Annotated in this window: 19 protein-coding genes; 3 read left to right on the forward strand and 16 right to left on the reverse strand. The window is 50.3% G+C overall.

What is annotated here, in order from left to right:
- The first annotated feature begins 46 nt into the window (after nucleotides 1–46).
- Complete coding sequence (locus tag ABD880_RS05680) at nucleotides 47–658, forward strand: hypothetical protein (protein WP_345163376.1); 612 nt, start codon at nucleotides 47–49, stop codon at nucleotides 656–658.
- 89 nt (nucleotides 659–747) lie between these two features.
- Here ABD880_RS05680 and ABD880_RS05685 read toward each other — a convergent pair whose 3' ends face one another.
- From ABD880_RS05685 to ABD880_RS05700, 4 genes are all read right to left on the reverse strand, one after another.
- A complete protein-coding gene (locus tag ABD880_RS05685) occupies nucleotides 748–1251 on the reverse strand; it encodes a cupin domain-containing protein (protein WP_345163379.1) in 504 nt (167 codons plus the stop codon).
- Between the two features lie 120 nt (nucleotides 1252–1371).
- Nucleotides 1372–1818, reverse strand: a complete 447-nt coding sequence (locus ABD880_RS05690; RefSeq protein ID WP_345163382.1) for a GNAT family N-acetyltransferase — start codon at nucleotides 1816–1818, stop codon at nucleotides 1372–1374.
- Between the two features lie 35 nt (nucleotides 1819–1853).
- Complete coding sequence (locus tag ABD880_RS05695) at nucleotides 1854–2264, reverse strand: hypothetical protein (RefSeq protein WP_345163385.1); 411 nt, start codon at nucleotides 2262–2264, stop codon at nucleotides 1854–1856.
- A 129-nt stretch (nucleotides 2265–2393) separates the two neighbouring features.
- Nucleotides 2394–4820 carry a DUF4982 domain-containing protein gene (locus ABD880_RS05700; RefSeq protein ID WP_345163388.1) on the reverse strand — a complete coding sequence of 809 codons (2427 nt, stop codon included), beginning with the start codon at nucleotides 4818–4820 and terminating at the stop codon, nucleotides 2394–2396.
- A gap of 255 nt (nucleotides 4821–5075) precedes the next feature.
- On the opposite strand from ABD880_RS05700, the gene ABD880_RS05705 reads away from it, so the two are divergent.
- Nucleotides 5076–7394, forward strand: a complete 2319-nt coding sequence (locus ABD880_RS05705; protein WP_345163391.1) for a GH92 family glycosyl hydrolase — start codon at nucleotides 5076–5078, stop codon at nucleotides 7392–7394.
- Nucleotides 7395–7643: 249 nt separating this feature from the next.
- Here the strand turns inward: ABD880_RS05705 and ABD880_RS05710 are convergent, their stop codons facing one another.
- The 9 genes from ABD880_RS05710 to ric all read right to left on the reverse strand — a co-directional run bounded on the left by ABD880_RS05710 (nucleotide 7644) and on the right by ric (nucleotide 17034).
- Nucleotides 7644–9959 carry a family 20 glycosylhydrolase gene (locus ABD880_RS05710; protein WP_345163394.1) on the reverse strand — a complete coding sequence of 772 codons (2316 nt, stop codon included), beginning with the start codon at nucleotides 9957–9959 and terminating at the stop codon, nucleotides 7644–7646.
- A 152-nt stretch (nucleotides 9960–10111) separates the two neighbouring features.
- Nucleotides 10112–10879 (reverse strand): copper homeostasis protein CutC, encoded by a 768-nt coding sequence (locus ABD880_RS05715; protein ID WP_345163397.1) that lies wholly within the window; start codon nucleotides 10877–10879, stop codon nucleotides 10112–10114.
- Nucleotides 10860–11837 carry an isoaspartyl peptidase/L-asparaginase family protein gene (locus ABD880_RS05720; RefSeq protein WP_345163400.1) on the reverse strand — a complete coding sequence of 326 codons (978 nt, stop codon included), beginning with the start codon at nucleotides 11835–11837 and terminating at the stop codon, nucleotides 10860–10862. Before ABD880_RS05720 ends, ABD880_RS05715 begins: the two co-directional genes overlap by 20 nt.
- Nucleotides 11838–12552: 715 nt before the next feature.
- Nucleotides 12553–13038, reverse strand: a complete 486-nt coding sequence (locus tag ABD880_RS05725) for an RrF2 family transcriptional regulator (RefSeq protein WP_345163403.1) — start codon at nucleotides 13036–13038, stop codon at nucleotides 12553–12555.
- A gap of 42 nt (nucleotides 13039–13080) precedes the next feature.
- The gene (locus ABD880_RS05730) at nucleotides 13081–13395 is read right to left on the reverse strand and encodes a metal-sulfur cluster assembly factor (protein ID WP_345163406.1); all 315 of its coding nucleotides are present in this window, start codon (nucleotides 13393–13395) and stop codon (nucleotides 13081–13083) included.
- Nucleotides 13373–14683 carry a cbb3-type cytochrome c oxidase subunit I gene (locus ABD880_RS05735; RefSeq protein WP_345163409.1) on the reverse strand — a complete coding sequence of 437 codons (1311 nt, stop codon included), beginning with the start codon at nucleotides 14681–14683 and terminating at the stop codon, nucleotides 13373–13375. The genes ABD880_RS05730 and ABD880_RS05735 overlap by 23 nt, the downstream gene beginning before the upstream one ends.
- Nucleotides 14680–15501, reverse strand: a complete 822-nt coding sequence (locus ABD880_RS05740; protein ID WP_345163412.1) for a DUF2249 domain-containing protein — start codon at nucleotides 15499–15501, stop codon at nucleotides 14680–14682. The genes ABD880_RS05735 and ABD880_RS05740 overlap by 4 nt, the downstream gene beginning before the upstream one ends.
- Nucleotides 15502–15503: 2 nt before the next feature.
- Entirely contained in the window at nucleotides 15504–16007 is a 504-nt protein-coding gene (locus ABD880_RS05745) for a hemerythrin domain-containing protein (protein ID WP_345163415.1), read from the reverse strand.
- A gap of 70 nt (nucleotides 16008–16077) precedes the next feature.
- Nucleotides 16078–17034, reverse strand: a complete 957-nt coding sequence (gene ric / locus ABD880_RS05750) for an iron-sulfur cluster repair di-iron protein (protein ID WP_345163418.1) — start codon at nucleotides 17032–17034, stop codon at nucleotides 16078–16080.
- Between the two features lie 724 nt (nucleotides 17035–17758).
- On the opposite strand from ric, the gene ABD880_RS05755 reads away from it, so the two are divergent.
- Complete coding sequence (locus ABD880_RS05755) at nucleotides 17759–21055, forward strand: vitamin B12-dependent ribonucleotide reductase (protein WP_345163421.1); 3297 nt, start codon at nucleotides 17759–17761, stop codon at nucleotides 21053–21055.
- A 109-nt stretch (nucleotides 21056–21164) separates the two neighbouring features.
- Here the strand turns inward: ABD880_RS05755 and ABD880_RS05760 are convergent, their stop codons facing one another.
- The 3 genes from ABD880_RS05760 to ABD880_RS05770 all read right to left on the reverse strand — a co-directional run bounded on the left by ABD880_RS05760 (nucleotide 21165) and on the right by ABD880_RS05770 (nucleotide 24325).
- Entirely contained in the window at nucleotides 21165–22445 is a 1281-nt protein-coding gene (locus ABD880_RS05760; protein WP_345163423.1) for a hypothetical protein, read from the reverse strand.
- 273 nt (nucleotides 22446–22718) lie between these two features.
- Nucleotides 22719–23324, reverse strand: coding sequence for a thioredoxin family protein (locus ABD880_RS05765; RefSeq protein ID WP_345163426.1), 606 nt, complete (start codon nucleotides 23322–23324; stop codon nucleotides 22719–22721).
- 233 nt (nucleotides 23325–23557) lie between these two features.
- Nucleotides 23558–24325 carry an ABC transporter permease subunit gene (locus ABD880_RS05770; RefSeq protein ID WP_345163429.1) on the reverse strand — a complete coding sequence of 256 codons (768 nt, stop codon included), beginning with the start codon at nucleotides 24323–24325 and terminating at the stop codon, nucleotides 23558–23560.

Genomic DNA, 24325 nt, shown 5'->3' on the forward strand with positions numbered 1-24325 from the left:
ACTTGCCAACATACCACTAATCTAACAAACCTTAAACCTTGTACACATGATGAAAATGAGACGCACTTGGGGCATGCTGTTGATGGCCGCCTCCCTGTTGTTCACTGCCTGCCAACAAGATGAGGTGCAGGCCCCTGAAGACACCCAATTTGCCGCTGCAGAATTTGAGCTGCCAGACCTCTCTGACCTGGAGACCCCAGAAGTAACTATGGGCACAGACAACGGTGTTTTGACCTGCACTCCCCGCGAAACCAGCCGCGAAAAAATGGAGCTGTTGCGGCGAGCGCTTAAGAATTTGAATCTGAATGAGAACCAGCTAATCGCGGTTAAAAGATTTGCTCAGCAACACCATGCTTGCGTGGCAGAACACCTGACCCAGATACAGAACCTGCACCAAGAATTACTACGCAGAGCCAACGCCACCCGCGAAAATCACCTGGCCGCCTACAGGGCCGGCCAAATTACCAAGGCCCAACTAGAAGAAAAACTGGCTGCCTTGCGCGCTGCTGTTAAAGAAGAAATGGCCAAGCATGAGACCAAGCAAATACACATGCGCATGCTACGCAGATGCCGCCTGGAGCTACTGCAAAAAATTGAGTCTATCCTTAACCCAGCACAACTCCAGAAATGGAACACCTGGAAGGCGCAACTGGCCTAGTCCTTTGACCTGTCCATAAAACAGAAGAGGCGTAGTGTCTAGCTACGCCTCTTCTGTTTTATGGACTCTTTTTTTCAATCTTCCACCGTTTACCGCCCGAAATCATCCTGCACCCGCACAATGTCCTCTTCGTCTGAAGGATGCGCGGCGTCTGTGTGCTGCCAGATTTCGGCTAAGATGCCCCAGTCATCCAGGCCTACCAACCGGTGGCGCTCGCCTTGCTGCAACGTGATTTTATCACCGGCAACCAAGCTTTGGATTTCGGCTTCCTGGTCGGTTGGGCTGGTCATTACGCCCACGGTTCCTTTTATGACTTGCCAGACTTCGGCGCGGCGGTGATGGTACTGCCAGGACAAGCGCTTGTGCGGTGCTACAACTAAAACCTTAGGGCTGAGCTTGCCTGAGATTTTAATCTCCTCCACAGAAAGGCCGTCAAAATACGTATTCGCGAAGGCCTGCGCCTGACGTTCCTCAATTACAAAAAAGCCTCCCCAGGGACGCGCATCATCCTTTGAGGAGATGGTAAAGCCTTGTTTGGTAAGCTCTCGCTCTATCTCTTGAAACAAACGCTGTTTCTGATTTTCTTCTGCCATGAAATTAGATTTATATTTATTTACTATTTCAATAATTATTTTAACAACAATCTACCACCAAGCCTCTTCAGTTTTTGGCCTAATTTCAGGAAAACGGGCCAAAAACAACAATAGACCAAGTTACTGTCTTATCATGTGGATATGGGCAATGCCGTCTTCATCGTACACATCGCCGGCCTGAACAAAGCCCAGGTTCTCATAGAACTTGCGGGCATACACCTGCGCCCCAATTTTAATGGGTCCATTGCCAAACAAATCCTGGCAGTAGGTAATGGAGGCCTGCATCAGTTCCTTTCCTAGCCCAGTGCCTCTTACGGCTTGACTGGTCACTACCCGGCCAATGGAAGCCATGGGGTAACTCACCCCTGGCGGCACTAGCCTGGAAGATGCCTCTAACACATCATCTTTGTAAAGCAAAACGTGGTAACACTGCTGGTCTTTGTTATCCAGGTCCAGGAACACGCACGTTTGCTCTACCACAAACACATCACTGCGCAGGCGCAGGTTGTCATATAATTCAAACACTGTCAGCTCCTTAAAAGGCTTACAGCTAATGGTCACGCCCATACACAGGTAAAATTTAAAAAATGGGGAAGGCCTCCCTATGAATTGCTTTGACTTTTAAGCCACTCTACCGCCGTAGGTATATCTCTGAAGTTTCTGAACGCAAACGGGATGTTGGCTTCATCTACTACCTGTAACACACTGGATTCACGGTCTTCATTTTCGGTCATGATTCTGGCAAACTTCTTTAGTTTGGTAGAATATAAGTTGAGGGCAAACATCTCCAGCACCGCTTTGTGTTTATGGGTGCTCACGTCCATGTAAGACATTCTGGAGTCAATTAACACCTTGGTGATATTGTGCTGCAGCAAAGTCTTGACCACCTCCTGGAAAGCCATGTTGGCCTCAGTCATGTTCATGTCAGTAAAGTCTGGACAGTACCCAAACAAAATATCATGGGTAGCGTCATACTCCAACTTAATGGCGCTGTTATTGTCTAAATTAATCATCTTAGATGCGTCCATCCTTACATTACGTTTTCTCCAAAGCGGATTGCTGCCAAAACACAAACAATATCGGGTACTCTGCGGTCTCTGGCAAATTTTAGCAGCACGTAAACTGCTTAAAACCCAGAATCTTTACTTCCTGGATTGAATGGTTACCTGTCCCGGCTGCAGTCCTTTGCCTTTCACTGTCAATTCCATAGCGCCTGCCTGGTCTGTGGACTGCATCAACACCACCAACTTACCGCTGAACAGTTTCATGGTGGGCAGATGGAATTGCTCCAGTGATGTAGGGTCGCCGTTGCTGGCCGCTCGATAGGCGCCTTTGCCTTTTACTGAAAAGGTTAGCTGGTTGGTAGCGGTGGGGCACAGGTTGCCTTCTTTGTCTACCACAGACACGGTCACGTAAGACAAATCCTTGCCGTCTGCGGAAATCTCTTTGCGGTCTGCCTCTAAGACAAGTTTGTAAGGCTTGCCAGCAGTTTTCACTTCTCTTTCGGCCACGGGCTTGCCGTCCTTGCCAAAAGCCACAACTTTGACGGTGCCCGGCTCATATTTCACGTCCAACCACATGAGGCGGTACCGGGTCTGCGGCGTAGCGTTATGCTTTTTCTGGATGCCTTGGCTTTTGCCGTTGATAAAGAGTTCGGCGCTGTCATAGTTGGTATAGACAAACACTGGCGTGGTCTGTCCTTCCCTTCCCTCCCAGTTCCAGTGCGGCAGAATGTGCAGGGTCTCCTCCTTGGTATTCCAGCGGCTACGGTACAGATAGAACCTATCTTTAGGCAGACCGGCCAAGTCATTAATGCCAAAGTAAGAACTCCGCGACGGCCATTTATCATCATAGGGCGTTGGTTCGCCTAAGTAATCAAAACCGGTCCAGACAAACTCGCCAATCACCCAAGGCTTGTCATCCTGTAGCACAAAGTCATCCTCGGGTAAGTTAGACCATGAGCAGTATTCCAAATCATAAGAAGAACTCTGCAAGTCTGGGTACTGCTTCTCAATCCCTTTTTCCACCGGAAACTTGTAAATGCCGCGAGAGCTAACCGTAGAGGCCGTTTCTGAACCCAAAATGAATCCCTGCGGAAAAGTGGCAAAGGCCTCTTCATATAGATGGGTGCGGTAATTAAGTCCTGGAATGTCCATGATGGCGCCAAATCCAGAAGCCATGGTGGCTTTAACCTGGTCCATGCCCACGGTCACGGGACGCGTAGGGTCTTCGCGGTGGAAGATGTCCTGCAAGCGCTTGGCCCGCTTCACGCCTTCGGCTCCCCACTGATCAGGGACTTCGTTACCCGAGCTCCACATCACAATGGATGGGTGGTTGCGGGTGGCGTGCACCAGGTTGATGATGTCTTTCTCGGCGTATTCTTCAAAGAAGCGGTTGTAGCCGTTCTTAACTTTTGGTTTGGCCCATTCGTCAAAGCTTTCTGCCAAGAACATGAAGCCCATTTCATCTGCCAGCTCTAATTGTTCTATGGACGGCATGTTGTGCGAGCTTCTGATGGCATCACAGCCCATGTCTTTTAAAATACGCAACTGACGGCGCAGGGCGGCCTTGTTCACGGCGGCACCTAACGGACCCAGGTCATGGTGCAGGCACACGCCTTTGAACTTGCGCACCTTCCCGTTCAGACTGAAGCCCACGTTAGGCTTGTAACTGATTTCCCTGATTCCAAAGCGGGTAGTGACTTCATCTTTCAAAGTTTTGCCCACATACAGTCTGGTGACAGCCGTGTAGAGGTAAGGCTTTTCGGGGCTCCAGAGTTGGGGGTTGGCCACTGCAATATTCTGTTCAAACTCCTTCCCGAAGGCTTGCCCGCTACTGTCACTGGCCACTATGTTGCCTTGGGCGTCTTTAATCTGGGTGAACAGCCGCACGTTGTTGCCCGAGGCCTTGGTTTTGATATTCACCTTGGCCAGGTCTTTAGAGATGAAAGGTGTAGTCACAAATGTGCCCCATTGGTCAATGCTTTCCTGGTTTTTCACGATGACCTGCACCTTGCGGTAAAGCCCAGCGCCCGGGTACCAGCGTGAGGACTGCCCCTGGTTGCTGAGGTGCACGGCCAGCGTGTTTTTCTTGCCTTCCTGCACCTGGTCTGTGATGTCAAAGTAAAAATAGCTGTAGCCGTACGCCCACTCCCCTACTTTCTGGCCATTCACAAACACTTTGGGCTCACTCATGGCCCCTTCAAACACTATCAGGACCTTCTGCCCTTTTTTATAGTGTGGCAGCGTGAATTCATTGCGGTACCAGGCCTCGCCGATGTAAGGCAGGGCGCCAGTACGACCGGTTTTCTCTGTGGCTACTTTCTCATTGTTCTGGTCAATGGCCACCACCTGCTTGTCTATCTCCTTGTCAAAAGGACCGTAAATGGCCCAGTCATGGGGCACCGTTACTTTCTCCCAGCTCTTGTCATTAAAATTGACCTGATGGGCCTGGTCGTTCTTGCCTTTTTGGAACTTCCAGTTCTCAGCTAATTCTGTCACTACCCTGCCTTGCGCTAAGCCCACTTGTGAAATCAACAGCATTAGCGCCAGCAATCCTCTATGTATCATACGTTTAATTTTGCTTAAAAAAGAAACCTCAAAGCACCCGTTTCCATGCCTAATTCTCCCTGACGAATTCATTTATTCAACTTACTATTTTTGAGGCTTGCGGCTTCTTTTATTCCAAGCCTTAAATATATCTAACAAAATTCGGTATTCGGTTTACAAGCCTTTTGGGAAGCCAAAATTGCGACGAAGCTGTTTTTACTGATACATTTACAGCACTTACCCGCATTTAGAACACTGTCCAAAATCATCTGTCCTATGCCCCATCAGCGCACGCAACTAAAAGTATTGTCAAGACTACCCCTCCTCTTGGTTTTTCTCTTTGGGATCATGGTACTTGCCTGCACGAAGGTTCCTCAACAGAAGAACTCTTCTACATCTAGGCAGTTCACGCAGTGGGTGGACCCGTACATTGGCACCAGTTTTCATGGGCACGTGTTCATGGGTGCCAACGTGCCGTTTGGGGCGGTGCAATTGGGGCCTACCAACATGTCACACGGTTGGGATTGGTGCTCAGGGTATCATTACTCAGATTCTACCATCGTGGGCTTCGCGCATACGCACTTGAGCGGCACAGGCATTGGTGATTTAGGCGATATTCTGGTCATGCCTACCACCGGAGATGTAACCTTGGTGCGCGGGAGCCTCAAAAATCCCAACAGCGGTTATTATTCCTTATTCTCGCATTCTGATGAAAAAGCCAAACCGGGATATTACGCGGTAAAACTTAAACGCTACAACATTCAGGCAGAGCTAACGGCCACTGAACGGGTGGGAATGCACCAATACACGTTTCCGCAGGCAGATCAGGCCAGCATGATCTTTGACTTGAAGGAAGGCATTGGCTGGGACACACCCACTGAGACCTACATTGAACAACTGAATGACACGACCATTGCTGGTTACCGCTTTTCTAAAGGATGGGCCAGTGACCAGCGCGTTTACTTCACGGCAGTTTTCTCCAAGCCAATTCAAAAATTTGAGAGTTACCAGGTCTATGACACCGCCGCCACCTCGCCTACGCCCGCCCAAAAAGGAACCCGCATTAAGGGCATCGCGCGCTTTCAAACCAAAGCCAGCGAGAAGGTCTTGGTAAAAGTGGGCATCTCACCGGTGAGTTCAGAAAATGCCTTGGCCAACATTCGCGCCGAAGTCCCGCACTGGAATTTTGAACAGGTAGTGCGCGAGGCTGACCTGGCCTGGAACAAGGAACTGCAGAAAGTAGAGATTGAAGCGTTGGATGAGGCCCAAATGCGCACCTTCTACACCGCCCTGTACCACTCCATGATTGCACCTTCCATCTTCAATGACCACAACGGCGACTACCGCGGCACCGACAAGAAAGTATACCCCAAAGCTGACTTTACCAACCTGACCACCTTCTCGCTCTGGGATACCTACCGGGCAGCGCACCCATTGTACACTATCTTGCAAAGCAACCGCGTGAACGACATGGTCAACTCCATGCTGGCCATTTACCAACAGCAAGGCAAACTACCGGTATGGCATTTGATGGGCAATGAGACCAACACCATGGTAGGCTACAGCGGCGTACCCGTAGTGGCAGACGCCATCTTGAAAGGCTTTGATGGCTTTGACAAGAACCTTGCCTATGAAGCCATGAAAGCCACCGCCATGGGCAATGAATTCGGGTTAAAGAAAGTGAAGGAGCTGGGGTATATTCCAGCAGATGATGAAGTAGAAAGCGTGGCTAAAGGTCTGGAATATGCCATCAGTGACGGAGCCATTGCCATGGTCGCCAAGAAATTGGGCAAGGAGGAAGACTACCAATACTTCAGCAAACGCGCCCAGAACTACCAGAACTACTTTGACAAACAGACGCGGTTCATGCGCGGAAGAATCTCCCAAAACAGCTGGCGCACGCCTTTTGACCCGTTTAAGTCTAAACACCGCGAGGACGATTACGCCGAAGGCAATTCCTGGCAGTACACCTGGCTTGTTCCGCAAGACGTGGAGGGCTTGGTGAAGTTGATGGGTGGCGAAAAGCGCTTCGCGCATAAGCTGGATTCTTTGTTCACCGCGCAGGGTGATATGGGCGAGGGTGCCTCCAATGACATCACCGGGTTGATTGGTCAATACGCGCACGGCAATGAGCCCAGTCACCACATCACCTACCTCTACCCCTACGTGGGACAGCCCTGGAAAACCGCCGAGAAAGTACGCCACATTGTGCACACCATGTACACTGATAAACCCGATGGCATCATCGGCAACGAAGATGTTGGGCAGATGTCATCCTGGTACATTCTTTCTACGCTTGGGTTTTACCAGGTGCATCCTTCCAACGGCGCCTTTGTCTTCGGGAGCCCGGCAGTGAAAAAAGCCATGCTTCATTTACCCAACGGGAAGACGTTGGAGATTTCAGCCCCGAAGAACAGTCGGGAAAACATCTACATTCAACAGGTCACGCTTAACGGAAAGCCTATGACCAAATCTTACATCACGCACAAAGAGTTAATGCAAGGTGGCAAACTGGAATTTGACATGGGCAATAAACCAAGCCCTACCTGGGGAGTAGCGAAAGAGAGCTGGCCGACTTCTCAGCTTACTGAGTAGCCCAACCAACGTGCATGACTAAGAAAGGAAGGCCCGGCAATGCACATTGCCAGGCCTTCCTTTCTTAGTGGTAGCCTATTAATTTCTTCCAACCTTTTTTTATTGTCATCCTGAAAGGACCTTGTGGGCAAGCTAGAAAAGCGCTCAATTAAACGCAGATTCTTCCATCAAGGGGAGAATCCCTTCTAATTAATCTGTTGCCGTTTTTGGCCTGGTTTCTAGAAAATAGGCCAAAAACGGCTAGCCTTACTATCGTTTTAACCAGCTCTGCGGGATGGGTTGCGGGTAGCTTCCGTCTTTGCTGTAAAGCAAAGACGGAAGCGTGTATCCACCACCGCCTTCTATAAAGTCCAGTTCCAGCGGGTGCAGTCCTTTTTCTAGGGCAACTTGCCCACTTTTCTCTAAGGGTGCGTGCAGGCCGTCATTGTCTACCACCAAGCGGTTGGCAATCCTAAGCACTCCCCCGTCGTCACAGGTTAGGTAAAAGCTGTAGATGCCTGTCTCTGGAATATCTAAGTACCCTCTAAACTGAATCCCGAAGCTCCCGTCTTTAATAGTCTCAGGCACTGCCAACCTTTCAACCACCATCGTTTGGGTGGGCTTAGGTAATGACTGCATGGCCTGGGTAGTCTTGAAAAAGCCTTTGTAATAGAGGGCAGTCAAACCAGCAGTAGTCTTCTTAATCTGAGTTGCAGGAGCCAGCGTCTGCTTCTCATACTGCACCGTGTAAGTATCTCCCTTTCGGCCTGCAGGAGTAAAAGCGGCAAACTTTAAAAAGGTGCTTTCTGAAATGGGTTTTGGTTCTATCAGCAATTGAGAACCAACGTGTGGCTCACTGCCATCGGTTGTATACCGGATGCCAAGGTCCTTAAGCGGCTTGTCCATCTTCAATAGAGTTTGGTCAGTGAACACCATTCTATCAGTGAAGCCTTCTAAATCTGGTAGGCGGTACTGCACCTGAAGGGCATCTAGGCGGGGATAGTGGTATTTGAGGCGTTGCAGGTAGGAGGCGTAGTTACGTTCTTGCGACCAAACCACCTCTGCTAGCGCGGTCATGCGGGGCATGTACAGGTACTCTGCACGATTCTCAGAAGGAACATACTCGGTCCAAAGGTTGGCCTGGGCGCCTAGAATGCCTTTTGCTTCTTCCCCGTTTAGACCTTCCGGCACCACCTGAAACTGGTAGACGTTCTGCAAGGAGTTCTTGTCAGGAATCGCGTCAAAATACAAAGGAGCATTGGGCGTCATGATGACCTTGTTGCCGTTTTGAACGGCTTGCAATGGTGCTTTGGGCACCCAGTTGCGCCAGTACATGACCATCGCCTCAGAGTTGATGCCACCCTCCAATATTTCGTCCCAGCCAATTAAGGTTTTGCCCTTGCTCTTGAAGAACTTTTGCATGCGGTGCACAAAGTAGCTTTGCAGTTCCTCCACGCTTTTCAGGCCTTCGCGTTGCATCAAGGCCTGACAGGCAGGCGCGTTGGCCCAGGTGGTTTTCTCCACCTCGTCGGCGCCTAGATGGATGTATTGACTGGGGAATAGGTCAATGATTTCCTGGAACACGTTCTCAGCAAATTCATAGGTGGTATCCTCGCAGGGACAGATGGGCACCGAAAACGTTCTGCCCCAGCCCGCCTCGCCGCAGGTTAGGAACGGATAGGCGTCAATGGCGGCTTTCATGTGACCCGGCATGTCAATCTCAGGGATGATTTCTATGTGGCGGGCGCTAGCGTATTGAATGATGTCCCGCATTTCTGCCTGCGTATAGAAGCCGCCGTACAAGGTCTGCCCGTTGCGTTGCACCAGATGCCTAGGGTCCAGCGCCATGTCTGGGTTCTCTTTTGACTGCCTAATCACCACTGAGTCTTGGTTGTTGAAGGTGCGCCAGGCACCCTGCTCCGTCAGTTTTGGATACTTCTTGATTTCCAGGCGCCAACCCTGGTCATCTGTGAGGTGCAGGTGAAGTTTGTTGAATTTGTAGAGGGCCAGCAGGTCTATGTACTTTTTGAGGTATTCTTTGGTAAAGAAATGCCGGGACACATCCAGGTGCATTCCCCGCCAAGCAAAGGACGGCGCATCAATGATTTGTACGGTTGGCAATGAAAGGGCTTGGCGAGAAGAGGCTACAGCCGGTTTCTCAATGGACGGTGGTAGCAGTTGTCTGATTGTTTGCACCGCCCTGAACATGCCTGCGGGTTCTCTGGCTGATACCACAGCCTGGTCCTGCGAGATAAAGAGCATATACCCTTCTGGAGCCGTAATGTCTTGGTCAAATTTCAACAAAATGCTGTTGGTGCCCTCCTTTTTACTTTCCCTTAGTGGTTTGCCAAAGTGGTTAGCGAGCAGGTCCTGCAACTGTTTCGCTTCCTTTTCAAAGACTTTGCTCTCAGCCGGTAACACCAGTTTTGTCTGGGCCGAGATTGTGAAATTCCCAAACTGGGGTACTACGGAGCTTGGATAGGGAATAAGATGGTATCTGTTAAGTTGCGTCTGACCAACTAAAGCGGTGGGCATGGCCACCAGAAGCAAAGCCCAAAACAGTAATAGGAGGAATTGTTTTTTCATGGAAAGGCCGTTAACCTACTGGCCAAATGTACACAGTATACTCAAATTCATTTTTGCCCTGATTTCCAGAAAACAAGCCAAAAATAAAAATCTATTTTACATATTTATTGAACCAGTAGACAAAGTGTTATAATTACTCCCACCTAACCCCTTTACAAGTCATCCAAAAGCTGACGCATCTTTCTGATTTGGTTTACATCTGCCACCAATTGTTCAAATTCAGACACAGGATTGTGGCTTAACATGGGCGGATAGTCCTTCCGGAAGAGCATTTCCCCTTCCACCCTTCGCCTAACGGAGGCATGAACTTCCCGCACGCCGGTTTGAGAGACAATGCCCAGAACGTTCTCCGGATGGATGCCACTGCCGGGCATGATGATAAGTTTTCCTGCGGTTCTTTCCTGCAATTGTTTAATCAAAGGTACTCCCTGAAGCGCCGTTTCCTGTTGGCCAGAAGTAAGCAACCGGTCAATGTTTAGCGTGAGCAACTGGTCCAGGGCCTCAAAGGGATTGCGGGTCAGGTCAAAGGCGCGGTGAAAGGTGACACTGAGCGTGCCCGCGCACTCTATCAGCTCCTGGGTTCTGGCTACGTCTATGTTACCGTTTTTGGTCAAAAGGCCAATGACAATGCCATCGGCTCCCAAATCTCTGCATACCTGAATGTCCCGCTTCATGATTTCCAGCTCCGCGTTGGAGTATTGAAAATCGCCGCGCCGTGGCCGGATGAGGACGTGCAGGGGAATGGAAATGCTCTCACGCACCAAGCTAATCATGCCCGCACTTGGGGTAGTACCACCGCCGGCCAAGTAATCACAGAGCTCCACGCGCTGAGCGCCGCCTTGCTCGGCGGCCACCGCCGAGGCCACCGAGTCTACGCAGATTTCTAATTGGTAAGGCTGTTTAGAACTTGCTCTTGCCATCAATCAGTTGCTTGCCCTTAGCATCATGCACCGCGTAGTTGAAGCCCTTGTGAATGCAGTAGCCGCCGTACTCGCCTTGCTTGTTGAGGGCAATGAAGCCTACCTGCAAATCTTTCACGTCTTTGTGCTTGGCAATGATGCGCTCCACGGCCAATCGGCAGGCTTTTTCAGGAGAATTCCCTTGGCGCATCAATTCCACCACCAAGTGACTGCCTACCATTCTAATGACAGCTTCGCCTAAGCCCGTGGCCGTGGCGGCCCCCACCTCATTGTCCACGAAAAGACCTGCGCCAATGATAGGAGAATCACCTACGCGGCCATGCATCTTATAAGAAGCGCCGCTGGTAGTGCAGGCTCCGGCCAAGTCTCCGTTGGCGTCCAGGGCCAGCATGCCAATGGTGTCGTGGTTCTCTATGTTGATGACCGGTTTGTATTTGGATTCCTTCAGCCAGTTTTTCCAGTCTTTCTCAGACTCTGGGGTGAGTAGGTTTTCTTTCTTGAAGCCCTTAGAAATGGCAAACTCATAAGCGCCCTGCCCCACCAGCATCACATGTGGCGTGTCTTCCATTACCTTGCGGGCTACTGAGATGGGGTGCTTGATATGCTGAAGAAACGCCACCGCGCCGCAGTTACTATCCTTGTCCATGATGCAAGCGTCTAAGGTCACCTTGCCTTCGCGGTCTGGGTAACCGCCATAGCCTACGGTGCGTACTTTTGGATCTCCTTCGGGCACACGCACGCCCGCCTCTACTGCATCTAGGGCAGTGCCGTTTTTGGAAAGGACTTCCCAAGCGGCCGCGTTGGCCGGAATGCCATGGTCCCAGGTAGAAATGACAATGGGCTTGCCGGGTTTAGCTGTGTTCAAAGAGCCGCCAAATGCTTTCACTACCTGGAAGCCTCCGCCTAAGAAAGTAGCGCCCAAGGCGGATAATTTTAAAAACTTACGTCTGCTACTCATTTGCTTAAATAGGATTGCTGGTTATTGATTTTTGCTGGTGACTTTCTAAATAGTTTATTAAGAAACATTGGACACCAAAGCCTTAAAAAATCATCTGTCAGGTTTGCGCTCTAAAGGCAGTCGTTTTTAGCCTGTTTTCCTGAAAAGAAGCCAAAAACAGACTTTATTAAAGATGCTTGGCAGAAAGATTCCCACATATCCATTTGGACTATACTTGCTGCCTATTTTACCGTCAAAAGCACACCCCTAAATTAGAGTATTTACCTGTCTTCTTATGCCCAGGACTAATCTAGAAATTATTTTCTGGTAAGCTGTTAGGATACTTGAAGACATTCAAGATTTAAGTGAATGCCTTCTCCAAAATAGACAAGCACAACACCAAAAAGCAAGTATGCCATCTTTCCAAAAAGGCCTTAAACATGCGTCTAATAAAAAAGCCACCTTCCCATCTTACCTGGCAGGTGGCTTTAAAAACTATTAAAAAGCAGGTGCACTTAAAATGCTTGCCCCTGCGTAAGAAACCATAATTAAATTTACTTTATCAGGATTCTACCAGCGGTATAGCAAATTGCTATTTCAAAAAAATGCCTTAACCTATCAAGGCTTAGCTCTATAATTAAAATAAGCAATGGGGGGGAAAATTCCTTCCACCGCCTCAGCTACACTTTTATTCAACTTAAACGAAATAAAAACGCTTGGCTGCCGCCTGCCTCTGTTAATTTTCTGGAGAATCCATCAGCAGAATGGTTTCCTGGGGTGACTCAGGGTGCAGGTTGGTGATAAAGAACCTGCCTGTGTTGATGCCGTCTACCAGCGTCTGTATGCTTTTCCCGCTGAAGGTTTTCAAGAGCTGTTCACGGTACTGCTTTATTTCATTGTGCAAGGGGCAAGGATGGCTGTCTGAACACTCTTTCATGCCCATGCCGCACTTCTTGAACGCCTCTAACCCATCAATGGTCCTCACTACTTCCAATACCGATATTTGACTGGCCTGCCGGTGAAGGTAGAATCCGCCGCCTGGGCCTTTCATGGAGGCAATCACTCCTTTGCGTACCAGGTCCTGCAGGATCTTTCCCATAAAATGGGTGGGCAGTTCCAACTCTTTCGCAATCTCCTTGATGCCGGTACGGTGGTCTTTCGCGTTTTGCAGGGCAATGTACACTATTGCTCTTAGCGCATATTCAGTTGTCTTTGATAGCATCTTTTCTCTCCTAGCCTCACCCTGGTAAGGGCGGTAAAGATATTACATCTGTTCCAATTGCTGTCTACCTTCTTCAGTTATCATTTCTGGCGTCCACGCTGGCCACCAGACTAACTGCACTTGTACATCCAGGTCATTAAACCGTCGCTTTAAAATTTGCTGGGTGGCCGTCTCAATGGTTCCGCTCATGGGGCAGCCGGGCGTGGTAAGGGTAAGCTCTACCAGCAGGCTTTTTTGGTCAATTACCACCTTGTAGACCAGCCCCAAATCCACTATGTTGATGCCCACCTCTGGGTCAATGATGTATTTTAAGGTTTCCAGTACTTGTTCTGTCTTATCTGGTGCCTGCGTTTCCATAGGTGAAAGGGTGTAAGGTTTGTACTTTATGTAGCAGCATATAAAACACGTTGATGGTATACAAAACAGAAGCCAGCGTTAGCCCCATGGCCGCCGCAAAGATGACCGTCTGCTCCCGTAGCAGCACCCCCGTTACCAACGTTAGCAGTCCCACCAGATAACAGACGTTCTGTAGCCATAGTACCTTGTGGTTGTAAAGGTCTTTGGGCAAGGGTGTTTTAAACCTGCCCACGTGGTCTTCATAAGCATGCATCCAGACAATGAAGGGAAGCGTCTTGAAGGTCTGCCCCAGAATGAGCGCCGTGATAAAACCCAAAAACACAGAGATGCCATACACCAGGTAAATGCTGGACAAGAGCGCAGCGGGTAGTGCCAAGGGAATGCTCACCATGAATAATAGAGCCATGGGAACCAACAACAGGAACAGCGCCACAAATGTTTGCCGCATGCCCAAATCCAGATCTGGCCGTTGTCTGGTTACATAGGCTTGCCGTAAAAAATACAGGAACAATCCCAAGCCCGCAGTTACCAGAGCGGCGTATACAGGTACCAGTTGGGTGCGCCATAACAGATGGTCAAAAATGAACAACGCCAACCCTCCGTTGATCAGGTTATAAGCCCAGTTCAGGAGCTTTTGGTTACCCGCATGCGATAACAGGAACATGGGAATGAGCTTGGAGCCAACGCCTATGATGAGTAATAAAAACCAGCCGCCCATGCCAATGTGCGCGTGTAATTTCAAGTAATGCAAATGGTCCTGGGGCAGAAAGGGATTGGTGAAGTTAACGGCCATCAACAGCCCCACAAATCCCGTCAAAAGCAGCCACCCGGCAGAGGTGACGATAAAGTCTGCCTCTATGGTCCAGACCGGCGCTTTTCTGGCCGTCTGCCATACGTTTATAAAAAACAGGAGAAAGGACAGAAACAGACAACAGGCTGCCAGATGCATGGGCAGACCCAACCTGAAAAACCAGAAAGAATATGCTAACAGGATGGTACCCGTGCCTAATAAACCAAACGTCCAGAGCGCCAGCTTTTCACTGTAAAGCCTTACGTCCAGGACTACGGGCAGCAACTGGTACAATGCCCCGAAGATGACCATGGTGGCCCAGCCTAACACGGCCACATGGGTGAGCGTGAGGAGCTTGGGATGAAAGTAGTGCCCACTAAACGCGTCTGTTGAGAACAGCAACAACACGTTAAGGGTCAGAAAGGCCACTGCCGCAAAGGCATAGTGCGGCAACACCACCCACTTGCCCGGAGAATTGGACGTTGTGCCAGGACTCATGACGAGGCAGGTTTAAAAATGAGCAAATACACTTCCTCTGGCTTAGCTTCTTGGATGGCCACCTGAAAGCCCCGGTCTTCTAACCTGGGGAGCAAGAATTGTGGCACCCGTCTATGGGTCACGTGCAGGGCATGACCGGTAGGCAACCATTCCAGTTCATTTAAAATGGTCACCATAGGCAAAGGCATCTCCATCTCGCGCACGTCCAACTTTTTCAAACTACCTGCATATTGTGCCAGAAGCTGCTCAAAATCCTGGGTAGCCGGCTGGCTTGGCAAGGCGGTAACTACTTCTCCTTTCCGCCAGAAATAAGAATACACCAGGTCAGGGCCTTTTACCTCTGTGTAGCTGTCATACCCGCGCTTGTGCAGGATCTGGAGGAGAGGCGTTGGCTCAAACGTGTTGACCAGCACCAGGGTGTTTTTATCGGTTAGCTGCTCCACCGCTTTCATGATAAGCAGGAATGGGTCATTCCCGTTGGCAAGGTCCTCGCGCACGTCCAGGTAATGGAAAGCGCTGGACGGCAGGTTCTGCAAATACTCCGGAAAAGTAGAATCCTGGGCTTCTGCCACTTTCCCGGAAGGCGTTGCCTGGCCTTTCACCTCAAACCCCAGCGGGGCTAGCTTCTCATAAAAGTCTTCTACCTGGCAGCCCCCAATGCGGGCGGCCTCCCCTATGGTGACCCTGGACGCCAGAATCTTGCGCAGAACCGGGTTGCGAAGCTTCTCAAAATGGCGGTTAATGGACACAATGGCCTCCATGGCGGCAGGGTTTTCCTTCAGCACAGCAGATATCTTGGTGTCGGGGGCTATTTCCATGGCTAGGCGGCTTTGGCTTTCACATTCCAGAACTCTGGCGTAAAGGCATCTTCTCTGGGTTCATGCTGGTGTTGCAGTAGTTTGGCGGCCAGCTCCAGGTCCTCGGCGGGCACCAGGTTTTGCAGGTACGGGAACAGCTCTCGCTCCTCCCAGCGTATATGGTCTGTGAGGTCCTTGTCCAGGACTTTGTACAGCTCCTTGTTGAGGGGACTGCCTGCCTGAATGAGCTCTATCAGTTTCTGGATTAATCTGTGCTCTTCTATGAGCCGCATGCGTACCTCATTGTCTTGCGGCAGCACGCGGGCCAGCAGCCATTCTTCTTCTTGGCAGTGCGCCTTTAGCACGTTATCCCAGAAATAACGGGTGTAAGCACGCAACAGAGCCACGTCGGTCCCGTTTTTAAGGCCTTGTCTAATCTTCCAGCAGAACAAGAGGCCAAAGTGGTGCTCTCTTGAAAGGGGTACTAAGCTTTTAACTCTTTTTTGGGGTGTCACGGTAGTTTTCATGACGGTAGTGGGCTGGGCCCTATAAAATGTGGAATTGGGCAGGCCCACCTGGACCCGCCCTTTTACCTCGTTACAAAACCTCTTTTTCTAATTCAAGCGCTTTGGGGAATAGTATGTTGTTCTCTAAGTGAATATGACGGAACAAGTCATCTTCAAACTCCTGCAGCTTGGCGAAGGCCACCTGGTAGGTTGCGCAGGCATCTTCTGGCAGGGCGTAATCATGGGTTAGGGTTCTGATGGCCTCCAGTTCACCGCCGGCGGCCTCATGCTCCATCTCCATCATGTTGATTGGGTTCTGCAGACTGCCAAACGCCGGTGGTGTCAGTTTCTCACCCTTCTGCTTGGCCTCATTCAATTGTTTAATGAACGGAAACAGCACGCGCTCTTCCTTGGGCATGTGCGACTCCAGCTCATTGGCCACGTTGGTAAAGTGTTTGGCCACCTCTATCAGTTCCGGATGGCGGCCACCATGTACCCGGGCTATCTTAGTGGTGTACTCATAGAGGGCAGGAATGGCCTCGCGTACATACTTATGATGGATGTTCACAATGTAATCTGCCAGAAAGGAAAGGTCCCAGCTCTGGAAGTCAGTGTCTGGCACGGCGGCGGTGTCTGTGAGCGCATTCAGTTCCTGCTCTACCTGCTGCGCATCTATGCCTTTCTCTTCACACACCTGGGCAATGGATTTTTTACCGCCGCAGCAAAAGTCAATGCCGTATTTCTTAAACACCTGCGCTTTCCTGAAATCCTTGGCCACCAACTCGCCTATGCTTTCTTCTTCAGTGGGCGTGAGCTTAGAGATTTTCACCTCCCATACTTCGGGTCCCTGCTCCAGGTACTCCCATTTAAAGATGTTGCCCCGCTCCCCCAATAGTTGGTAGTACAGCGGTTTGGGGTCATGGTCATTATGGATGATGAAGGCCTCTCCTCCTTTGCGGGCATCAAACCAGTCAAAGATGGTAGGGTGCTTCATGCGGGGTTCTAAGGTGGTGACGTCTAGGGTGTCTATGGTTTCTGAAGTGATCATGATAATAAGGTTTTAGATGAATGTTTTACTCATTGAGATAAAGGTAGAACACCCACTTTGTAAATAAAAGATAAAAAGGTATTTTTTTATTTTATTATATTTTTACCTTTATACCAAGGTCGTAAGAGACCTGATAAGCTTTGATGTAAAGCCTACTACTTGGTCCCTGAACCATGTTACAAGTGTAAGGCAAAAGGGAACAGCGCCACATGACGGGAGTTAGGCGGGCAGATGATGTATGTCATCAACTGTGCAGAAGGTACTCTCCTAATTAGCTTGGCAAACGCGAGAACGCCCGCTTAGCGGTTGCTTTCGTTTTCGGTCTGTTTTCTGAAAAGTAGGCCGAAAACGATGGAGTGTGAAAGGACGGCCTGCAGAGCAAGGAAGGTACGGCATCAGCATGCATTACAACTGTAAGGATAACTGCTGCCTGTGACGTGCTCATGAACCTCCATGCCTGGCTTTTAAGGAAATGCTACGGATCAACATCCTTTAAGAAAGGGCGGCGCTGGCAGGCCTTCTTTTGACTTGCAGCGAGGTCACTGTTCTTAGACAAGCCTCTTGGTTTTTGGGCTGTTTTCCGGAAAACAGTCCAAAAACGACCATACGTGTTGGACTACAGAAAGAGGAATGTGACCAGGGAATAAAGCTTGCCAAGGCAATCCTTGAAGTGGCCGCACTAACTGAGCACTTACCATTACTTCATCTATACCCAAATACTACCATGAAAAAACAAATCCCAAAACCCGCTGGCCTTTCCTTTGTCCGGCGCTTTACCCAAGAAGGGAAATCTCCCTACGCTCTTTTCAACTATGAGCGCAGGTCCTCGGTCATCAAAAACCCCAACGGTGACGTCATTGCCCAAGTAAACGAGGTGGAGGTACCGGTGCACTGGTCGCAGATAGCCACAGACATCCTGGCACAGAAATACGTTAGGCGGGCGGGCGTGCCGCAGGCAGATGGCAGCCTGGGCGCTGAGACTTCTGTCAAACAGGTGGTACACCGGCTAGCTAACTGCTGGCGAAACTGGGGCAATACCTACGGGTACTTTAAAACCAACCAAGACGCGCTGGTCTTCTATGATGAGCTGGTCTTCATGCTCTTGGGCCAGTATGCCGCGCCCAACTCGCCGCAATGGTTTAACACGGGCCTCTATGAGTCTTATGGCATCACAGAACCGTCTGAAGGGCATTTTTACGTGGACCCAGAAACCCAGAAAGTGCGAGAGTCTTCTTCTTCTTATGAGCGACCCCAGCCGCACGCCTGCTTTATCTTGTCTGCAGAGGACACCCTCACCCAGAAAGGCGGCATCATGGACCTCTTGACGCAGGAGGCGCGGGTGTTTAAGTACGGTTCTGGCGTGGGCACCAACTACTCTAAAATAAGAGGAAAAGATGAACCTCTCTCCGGCGGAGGCACTTCGTCGGGGCTTTTGTCTTTCCTTAAAATAGGGGACCGCGCCGCCGGGGCCATCAAATCTGGGGGTACCACCCGCCGGGCCGCCAAAATGGTGAGTTTAAACGCAGACCACCCAGAAATTGAAGCCTTTATCAACTGGAAAAAGGACGAAGAGCGCAAAGTGGCTGCCCTTATTGACGCCGGTTATTCCGCAGACTATGAGGGCGAGGCCTACCAGACCGTATCTGGCCAGAACAGCAATAACTCGGTGCGGCTCCCTGACAGTTTTTTTGAAGCGCTTCATAACAACCAGGATTGGCCCTTAAAGGCCCGTACCACCGGTGAAACCATGACGACCCTTCAGGCCCAGGACCTCTGGAAGCAAATCAACGAGGCAGCCTGGGCATGCGCAGATCCCGCCCTGCAATTTGACACCACCATTAATGACTGGCACACCTGCCCTGCAGACGGCAGAATCAACGCCTCCAATCCCTGCTCTGAGTACATGTTTCTGGACAACACCGCCTGCAATCTGGCCTCTCTCAATTTGTTAGCCTTCTACCATCCAGAAACCCAGCTATTTGACACAGAAGCGTTCACTCATGCCTGCCGCCTGTGGTCAGTAGTGTTGGAGATATCTGTGCTCATGGCGCAGTTTCCCTCAGAAGAAGTGGCCTTGCGGTCTTATCAATACCGTACCATTGGCCTGGGCTATGCGAATCTGGGCGCCTTGCTCATGGTGCAGGGACTGCCGTATGACAGCGCAGCCGCCCGCGCCCAGGCCGCCGGTATTACCTCTCTGATGACCGGGGCCGTGTACCAAACTTCGGCGGAGCTGGCGCAGGCGGTGGGACCCTTTGCCAGGTATGCACAGAACCGGGACGCCATGCTGCGGGTACTACGGAACCACCAACACGCTGCGCACAACCGCCAGGACCAGTATGAAGGGCTGCACCTTCCTGCCCAGGGCCTTGACCAGGAACTTTGCCCTGAAAACATACGCACAGCCGCCCACCAAGCTTGGGAACAGGCTTTAAACCTAGGTGAAAAGCATGGCTTTAGAAACGCCCAGGCTACCGTCATTGCTCCCACCGGCACCATCGGCCTGCTCATGGACTGCGACACTACAGGCGTGGAACCAGATTTTGCACTGGTCAAATTCAAAAAACTAGCTGGCGGCGGATATTTTAAAATCATCAACCAATCCATTCCCATGGCTTTGCAACGCCTGGGCTATTCCCCAGACCAGATTCTGGCCATTGTCAATTATGCCAAAGGCCACGCCACCTTACAAGGAGTTCCGCATTTACAAGTCCAGGCCTTATTGGAGAAAGGACTTCTACCCCAGGAAATTGAAAAAATAGAAACGGCATTGCCCACCGCCTATGACCTCAACACCCTGTTCAGCGCCTATACGCTGGGAGAAGAGTGCCTGGGCCGGTTAGGTTTTACCCCTGACCAAGTGGCTAGCCCCAATTTTCAGCTGCTAAGGGAGCTGGGCTTTACGGCAAGTCAATTGCATGCCTCCAATGATTATCTGTTTGGCACCATGACCTTAGAGGGAGCTCCCTATTTGCAAGAAGAGCATTATGCCGTCTTTGACTGTGCCAACCGTTGCGGACACGCGGGCACCCGGTTTATCCACCCCATGGGGCACATAAAGATGATGGCGGCCGTGCAACCGTTCATCTCTGGTGCCATCTCTAAGACCATCAACCTACCCCATGAGACGACGGTAGATGAAATAGCATTTTGCAACGAGACGTCCTGGAAAATGGGACTGAAAGCCTGCTCCCTGTACCGGGACGGTAGCAAACTATCTCAACCGTTAACCACCAAGAAAGACAGCTCAGAAGAAGCGCCAGAAGATCTGCCCGCACAAAACCAGCAGCAGTTGTTGCACAACAGTGAGCAAGTGTTGCAAGCCGCGCAGGCCATCCTGGCAGATGCCTCTAATGACCAGTTCAGACAGCGGTTGTCCCATATGGTAGAGCGGCGCAAACTACCAGACAAACGAACCGGCTTTACGCAAAAAGCCAAGATTGACGGCCACACCGTCTACATACGCACCGGTGAGTACGCAGACGGCAGCCTGGGCGAAGTCTTCATTGACATGTACAAGGAGGGCGCCTCATTCAGGTCTATCCTCAACTGCTTTGCCATCTCGGTGTCTTTGGGTTTGCAATATGGCGTACCGCTAGAGGCTTTTGTGAACCGCTTCACGTTTACGCGCTTTGAGCCGGCTGGCCGGGTAGAACATCCCAACATCAAGCAGGCCACATCGGTGTTCGACTACCTCTTCAGGCTGTTGGCGCATGAGTACCTGGGCAGGACAGATTTGGTACACGTGCCAACGCCTCTAGTAGCTTCACCATCACAAGCCAAAGAAGCACCTACTCATACAAGCAAAGCCGCAGAGCTTAGCACCACTTATAAATCTGTCTTAAGCATGGAGGCCGTACCAACCGCTGCGGCTTCAGTCAAGGGTGCAGAACAGGCTGAGCAGATTCTGGCCACCTACATGGGCGATGCTCCCATCTGCCCTACCTGTGGTCACTTAACCATCCGGTCAGGCACCTGCTATAAATGCCTGAACTGCGGCAACAGTCTGGGGTGCAGCTAAAAGTGAAAGCAGGGTTAAAAGAAACGGCAAGTACCATCTAGTGATTAGGTGGTACTTGCCGTTTTTGGCTTGTTTTGGCCAAAACAAGCCAAAAACGAAAGAGAAGGAGTTACTTTTCTTTAGGTATGATTGCCCCTGACGGGACCAAGCTTGCCTTCTGGCTCATGAAAATGAGCAGAATACCCGCGGCCAGAAAAACACTACCTAAGAACAGCCAAAGATGGTACAGGGGAACGGCTCCCAGACGCAGCCAAAGCAAGGTACCCTGGGCAAACAGAAGAGCCTCGGTAGATAAGAAACCGAACACAAAAAAGCCCATCCCCCATTTAGCCAGAAAAGTAGAAAACTGCCACCACCCACGTTGCGCGAAGAAACTAAACAGAAAGAAACTGACGCCGCCAATAAGCACTAGGTGCAGGTACCCAATAATGAAATACCTGAGTTGATAGGCAAGGTTGGCCACGTACGGAAAGGCGGTGGCCATTTGCAACACCATTTTTAAGCCAAGCGCCGCCACAGACATCAAAAACAACGCCTTGGCCCAGCCTCTGAAGAAGGCAAGCAACTGGTTTCTATAAAGCCAAATAAGCCTTGCTAATAAACCACTTCCTATCAGTTGCACGGCACCCGCCACCCCCGCCGTCCAGTACACCCATGCTGCCGGTTTAATCCAAAGCACAGACAGCAAATAAGCCGGAAAGCAAGCCCTAAACAACAGGTAAAAAACGGTGTTGCCCACCTTGTGGCTAATCATGATTTCATGGCGCGCCAAAAACCAAAAAAGCAGCCCCACCCCCGCAAAGGTAAACCAGCCGTTGTACTGAAAATGAAGGTAGAAATAGATGGCGTTAAAATACAGGTTGGTTCCGCTTTGCCCGGTGGCCATGATGGGCCCCATGGCCCAGGGACCTAGAGAGGAAAGTGCCAGAAAGAACAGGGCGGCCTTTACAAACCTAAACGCCAGTCTATACGGTGTGCTAGGCAAGTGAACGGTTCTGGCATCTTTCAAAAACTGATAGATAAACCAATAGCTCAGTAAGATGTGCGCCGTGCTAAAGGCAATGGAGACCGCCGCATAACCTTGCACCGGAAACGTAAACAGCATCCCCAACACTGCTCCTTGTGAAAGCCAGAACTGCCAGGTATAGGTCTTTTTTGCGGAAAGTTCTGGCGGCAGGAACACCAGCAGCAGCGCTACAAACACCGCAGAATAAAGCCATCCTAACAAGGCCGCATGAGAATGGGCGTGTAAGATATACTTGAAGTTTAGCCCGGCCAGTGGTTCTAATAGCATAAACCGCAAGCCCAGTCCCAAGAATGCCACTACTACCAACTGCAGCAGCGCCGCCATCAGCCAGACTTTCTTAGAATGAATACTAAACGCCATCAAGGTAAATATACAGGTATAATTGAAGCCAGGAAAAAGGCTTTGACCACCTCTTATTCTAAGCAAAAGGCCTATTACCTGTGCTAAAGGTAGTTCCGCGTAAGACAAGGCAAAGTCTTCTTACCTTATTAGTGGCTTTTAAGCAGGGCATACCGCTCCTAACGGAATGCCAGGAGACTTTTGCCAATCTAGACTCCATCTGTTCAAACTGACCTAGTTGAAGAGACGAGAAAACGCGCACGTAAAAGCGCCTAAAATGATTGCCCCTTATATGGGTTAGAGCTCTTCTTTTACAAGCCTTAGTAAGTCCTGCTGCAAGGAAATGCTTCTATCTTTGGCGTACCAGGCGTGCAGCTGCTGCATAAGGTCCTCATGGCGTACCCCTGGGTTTACTGCTTTAAAGGCAATTAAGCGTTCCTGAATGGAGGTTGGCCTAGGCCCCCAGGTGAACAGGCGCTCCCCGGTTTTATGGTCTTCACAGATAAGCATAGGAATGGATTTGCTACCATTGGTCAGGCAGGTATCCATCAGGGCTTCGTTTTCATCTCGTTGCACTAGCAGCAACTCAATGGAGGGAATGGCCTGGGCAATGGCCGCAATGGCCGGAATGGTCTGGGCCCCGTCTCCGCACCAGGCTTCTGTCAACAACAGCCACCGCCAATGGGGCTTTTGCTCCTTTAAAAGAGCCTCCAATTCAGGAAGGAAGGCAAACTGCTTCTCTACCCGCTTCATCCGTTGCAGGTTAAGCCTGGTAAAGGCAATCCGTTCTGGAGTCTGTTCACGGCCCGTAGTTTTGTTTTCAAGCACCAGCGTTTCTACCAGACTCTTATAATGCCCATAGCTAAGTGGGTTGATCAAAGGCATGACTTGAATAGAATACATAGCAGCTGTTGTATTTTTTACAAGTCTACTCTAAAAATCAAAAGGTTAAAATGATGAACGTCACCACCGGCACTGTTTAATGCCACCCTTCTTACCAATATGTAGCGCTATTGTCGTTTTTGGCCTGTTTTTCAGAAAACAGGCCAAAAACGACAATAGCGCAGCCAAGAATGACTGCGCTATTGACAAGTAAGAATGGAAAGATGATAGCTAGTTTGTTGCTGTGAAAGAGGCTACATGTCTCTTTTGGAGAAAAGCCTGCTGGAGCTCAACACGGGCACCACTACCCACAAGAGCATCAAGCCGAATGCCAAGGCTATGCCCCACAGGCTACCCAAGATGCTTTTGTACATGGCACCGGTATACCCCATCAGGGCAGAGATGTCTAAATTCAACAACACCATGATGCGGCCCAGGTCTATGGGGTTGAGTGCGGTAAGTACCAAGGTGGGCGTCTCTAAAGGATAGTCACTAAATGAGTATAGGAAAAAGAGCACCATGCCGTCATAGATGAGGGCAAAATAAAACCAGAGCAACAGGGCCACGCCAATGCCTTTGGCTTTGTCACGGGTAAGGACGCAGGCCAGGAAGGCCATTCCCACAAAAATGAAGGTTATGAGCACGCCCGTGGCCAACAAGTAAAGACCGGTACCGCCTGCGCCAAATAGTAGCAATGGCACACCTATCCCCAGCAAAAAGGCCCCAGACAAAGAGCAGGCCACGCCCAGGTACTGGCTCATGAAGATTTTCTTGCGCGCGATGGGCTGGGCTACCAGCAGTTCCATGAACTCATAAGAGTTGTAGAAGTGGGTGGTAGCAAACACAATGCTGATAAGCGGCACGGTGAGCAACACTAGGTTCAAGAGACTCAGGACGGCTTTGTCTGCGTTGCCTCCCAACCCAAACAAGCCAAGCGTGAGCAACAGTAAAAACGCCGTGTACGCCAGCACAATCTTGCTGCGCACAATGTCATAAAAAACGTATTTGATGATCTTGCTCAT

The organism is Nibribacter koreensis, assembly GCF_039541795.1.
GTDB classification, from domain to species: Bacteria; Bacteroidota; Bacteroidia; order Cytophagales; family Hymenobacteraceae; genus Nibribacter; species Nibribacter koreensis.

Excerpts from the sequence above, each read along its gene's own strand:
- ABD880_RS05680 (WP_345163376.1), top strand. The coding sequence starts at position 47 with ATGATGAAAATGAGACGCACTTGGGGCATGCTGTTGATGGCCGCCTCC.
- ABD880_RS05685 (WP_345163379.1), bottom strand. The coding sequence starts at position 1,251 with ATGGCAGAAGAAAATCAGAAACAGCGTTTGTTTCAAGAGATAGAGCGA.
- ABD880_RS05690 (WP_345163382.1), bottom strand. The coding sequence starts at position 1,818 with ATGGGCGTGACCATTAGCTGTAAGCCTTTTAAGGAGCTGACAGTGTTT.
- ABD880_RS05695 (WP_345163385.1), bottom strand. The coding sequence starts at position 2,264 with ATGATTAATTTAGACAATAACAGCGCCATTAAGTTGGAGTATGACGCT.
- ABD880_RS05700 (WP_345163388.1), bottom strand. The coding sequence starts at position 4,820 with ATGATACATAGAGGATTGCTGGCGCTAATGCTGTTGATTTCACAAGTG.
- ABD880_RS05705 (WP_345163391.1), top strand. The coding sequence starts at position 5,076 with ATGCCCCATCAGCGCACGCAACTAAAAGTATTGTCAAGACTACCCCTC.
- ABD880_RS05710 (WP_345163394.1), bottom strand. The coding sequence starts at position 9,959 with ATGAAAAAACAATTCCTCCTATTACTGTTTTGGGCTTTGCTTCTGGTG.
- ABD880_RS05715 (WP_345163397.1), bottom strand. The coding sequence starts at position 10,879 with ATGGCAAGAGCAAGTTCTAAACAGCCTTACCAATTAGAAATCTGCGTA.
- ABD880_RS05720 (WP_345163400.1), bottom strand. The coding sequence starts at position 11,837 with ATGAGTAGCAGACGTAAGTTTTTAAAATTATCCGCCTTGGGCGCTACT.
- ABD880_RS05725 (WP_345163403.1), bottom strand. The coding sequence starts at position 13,038 with ATGCTATCAAAGACAACTGAATATGCGCTAAGAGCAATAGTGTACATT.
- ABD880_RS05730 (WP_345163406.1), bottom strand. The coding sequence starts at position 13,395 with ATGGAAACGCAGGCACCAGATAAGACAGAACAAGTACTGGAAACCTTA.
- ABD880_RS05735 (WP_345163409.1), bottom strand. The coding sequence starts at position 14,683 with ATGAGTCCTGGCACAACGTCCAATTCTCCGGGCAAGTGGGTGGTGTTG.
- ABD880_RS05740 (WP_345163412.1), bottom strand. The coding sequence starts at position 15,501 with ATGGAAATAGCCCCCGACACCAAGATATCTGCTGTGCTGAAGGAAAAC.
- ABD880_RS05745 (WP_345163415.1), bottom strand. The coding sequence starts at position 16,007 with ATGAAAACTACCGTGACACCCCAAAAAAGAGTTAAAAGCTTAGTACCC.
- ric (WP_345163418.1), bottom strand. The coding sequence starts at position 17,034 with ATGATCACTTCAGAAACCATAGACACCCTAGACGTCACCACCTTAGAA.
- ABD880_RS05755 (WP_345163421.1), top strand. The coding sequence starts at position 17,759 with ATGAAAAAACAAATCCCAAAACCCGCTGGCCTTTCCTTTGTCCGGCGC.
- ABD880_RS05765 (WP_345163426.1), bottom strand. The coding sequence starts at position 23,324 with ATGTATTCTATTCAAGTCATGCCTTTGATCAACCCACTTAGCTATGGG.
- ABD880_RS05770 (WP_345163429.1), bottom strand. The coding sequence starts at position 24,325 with ATGAGCAAGATCATCAAATACGTTTTTTATGACATTGTGCGCAGCAAG.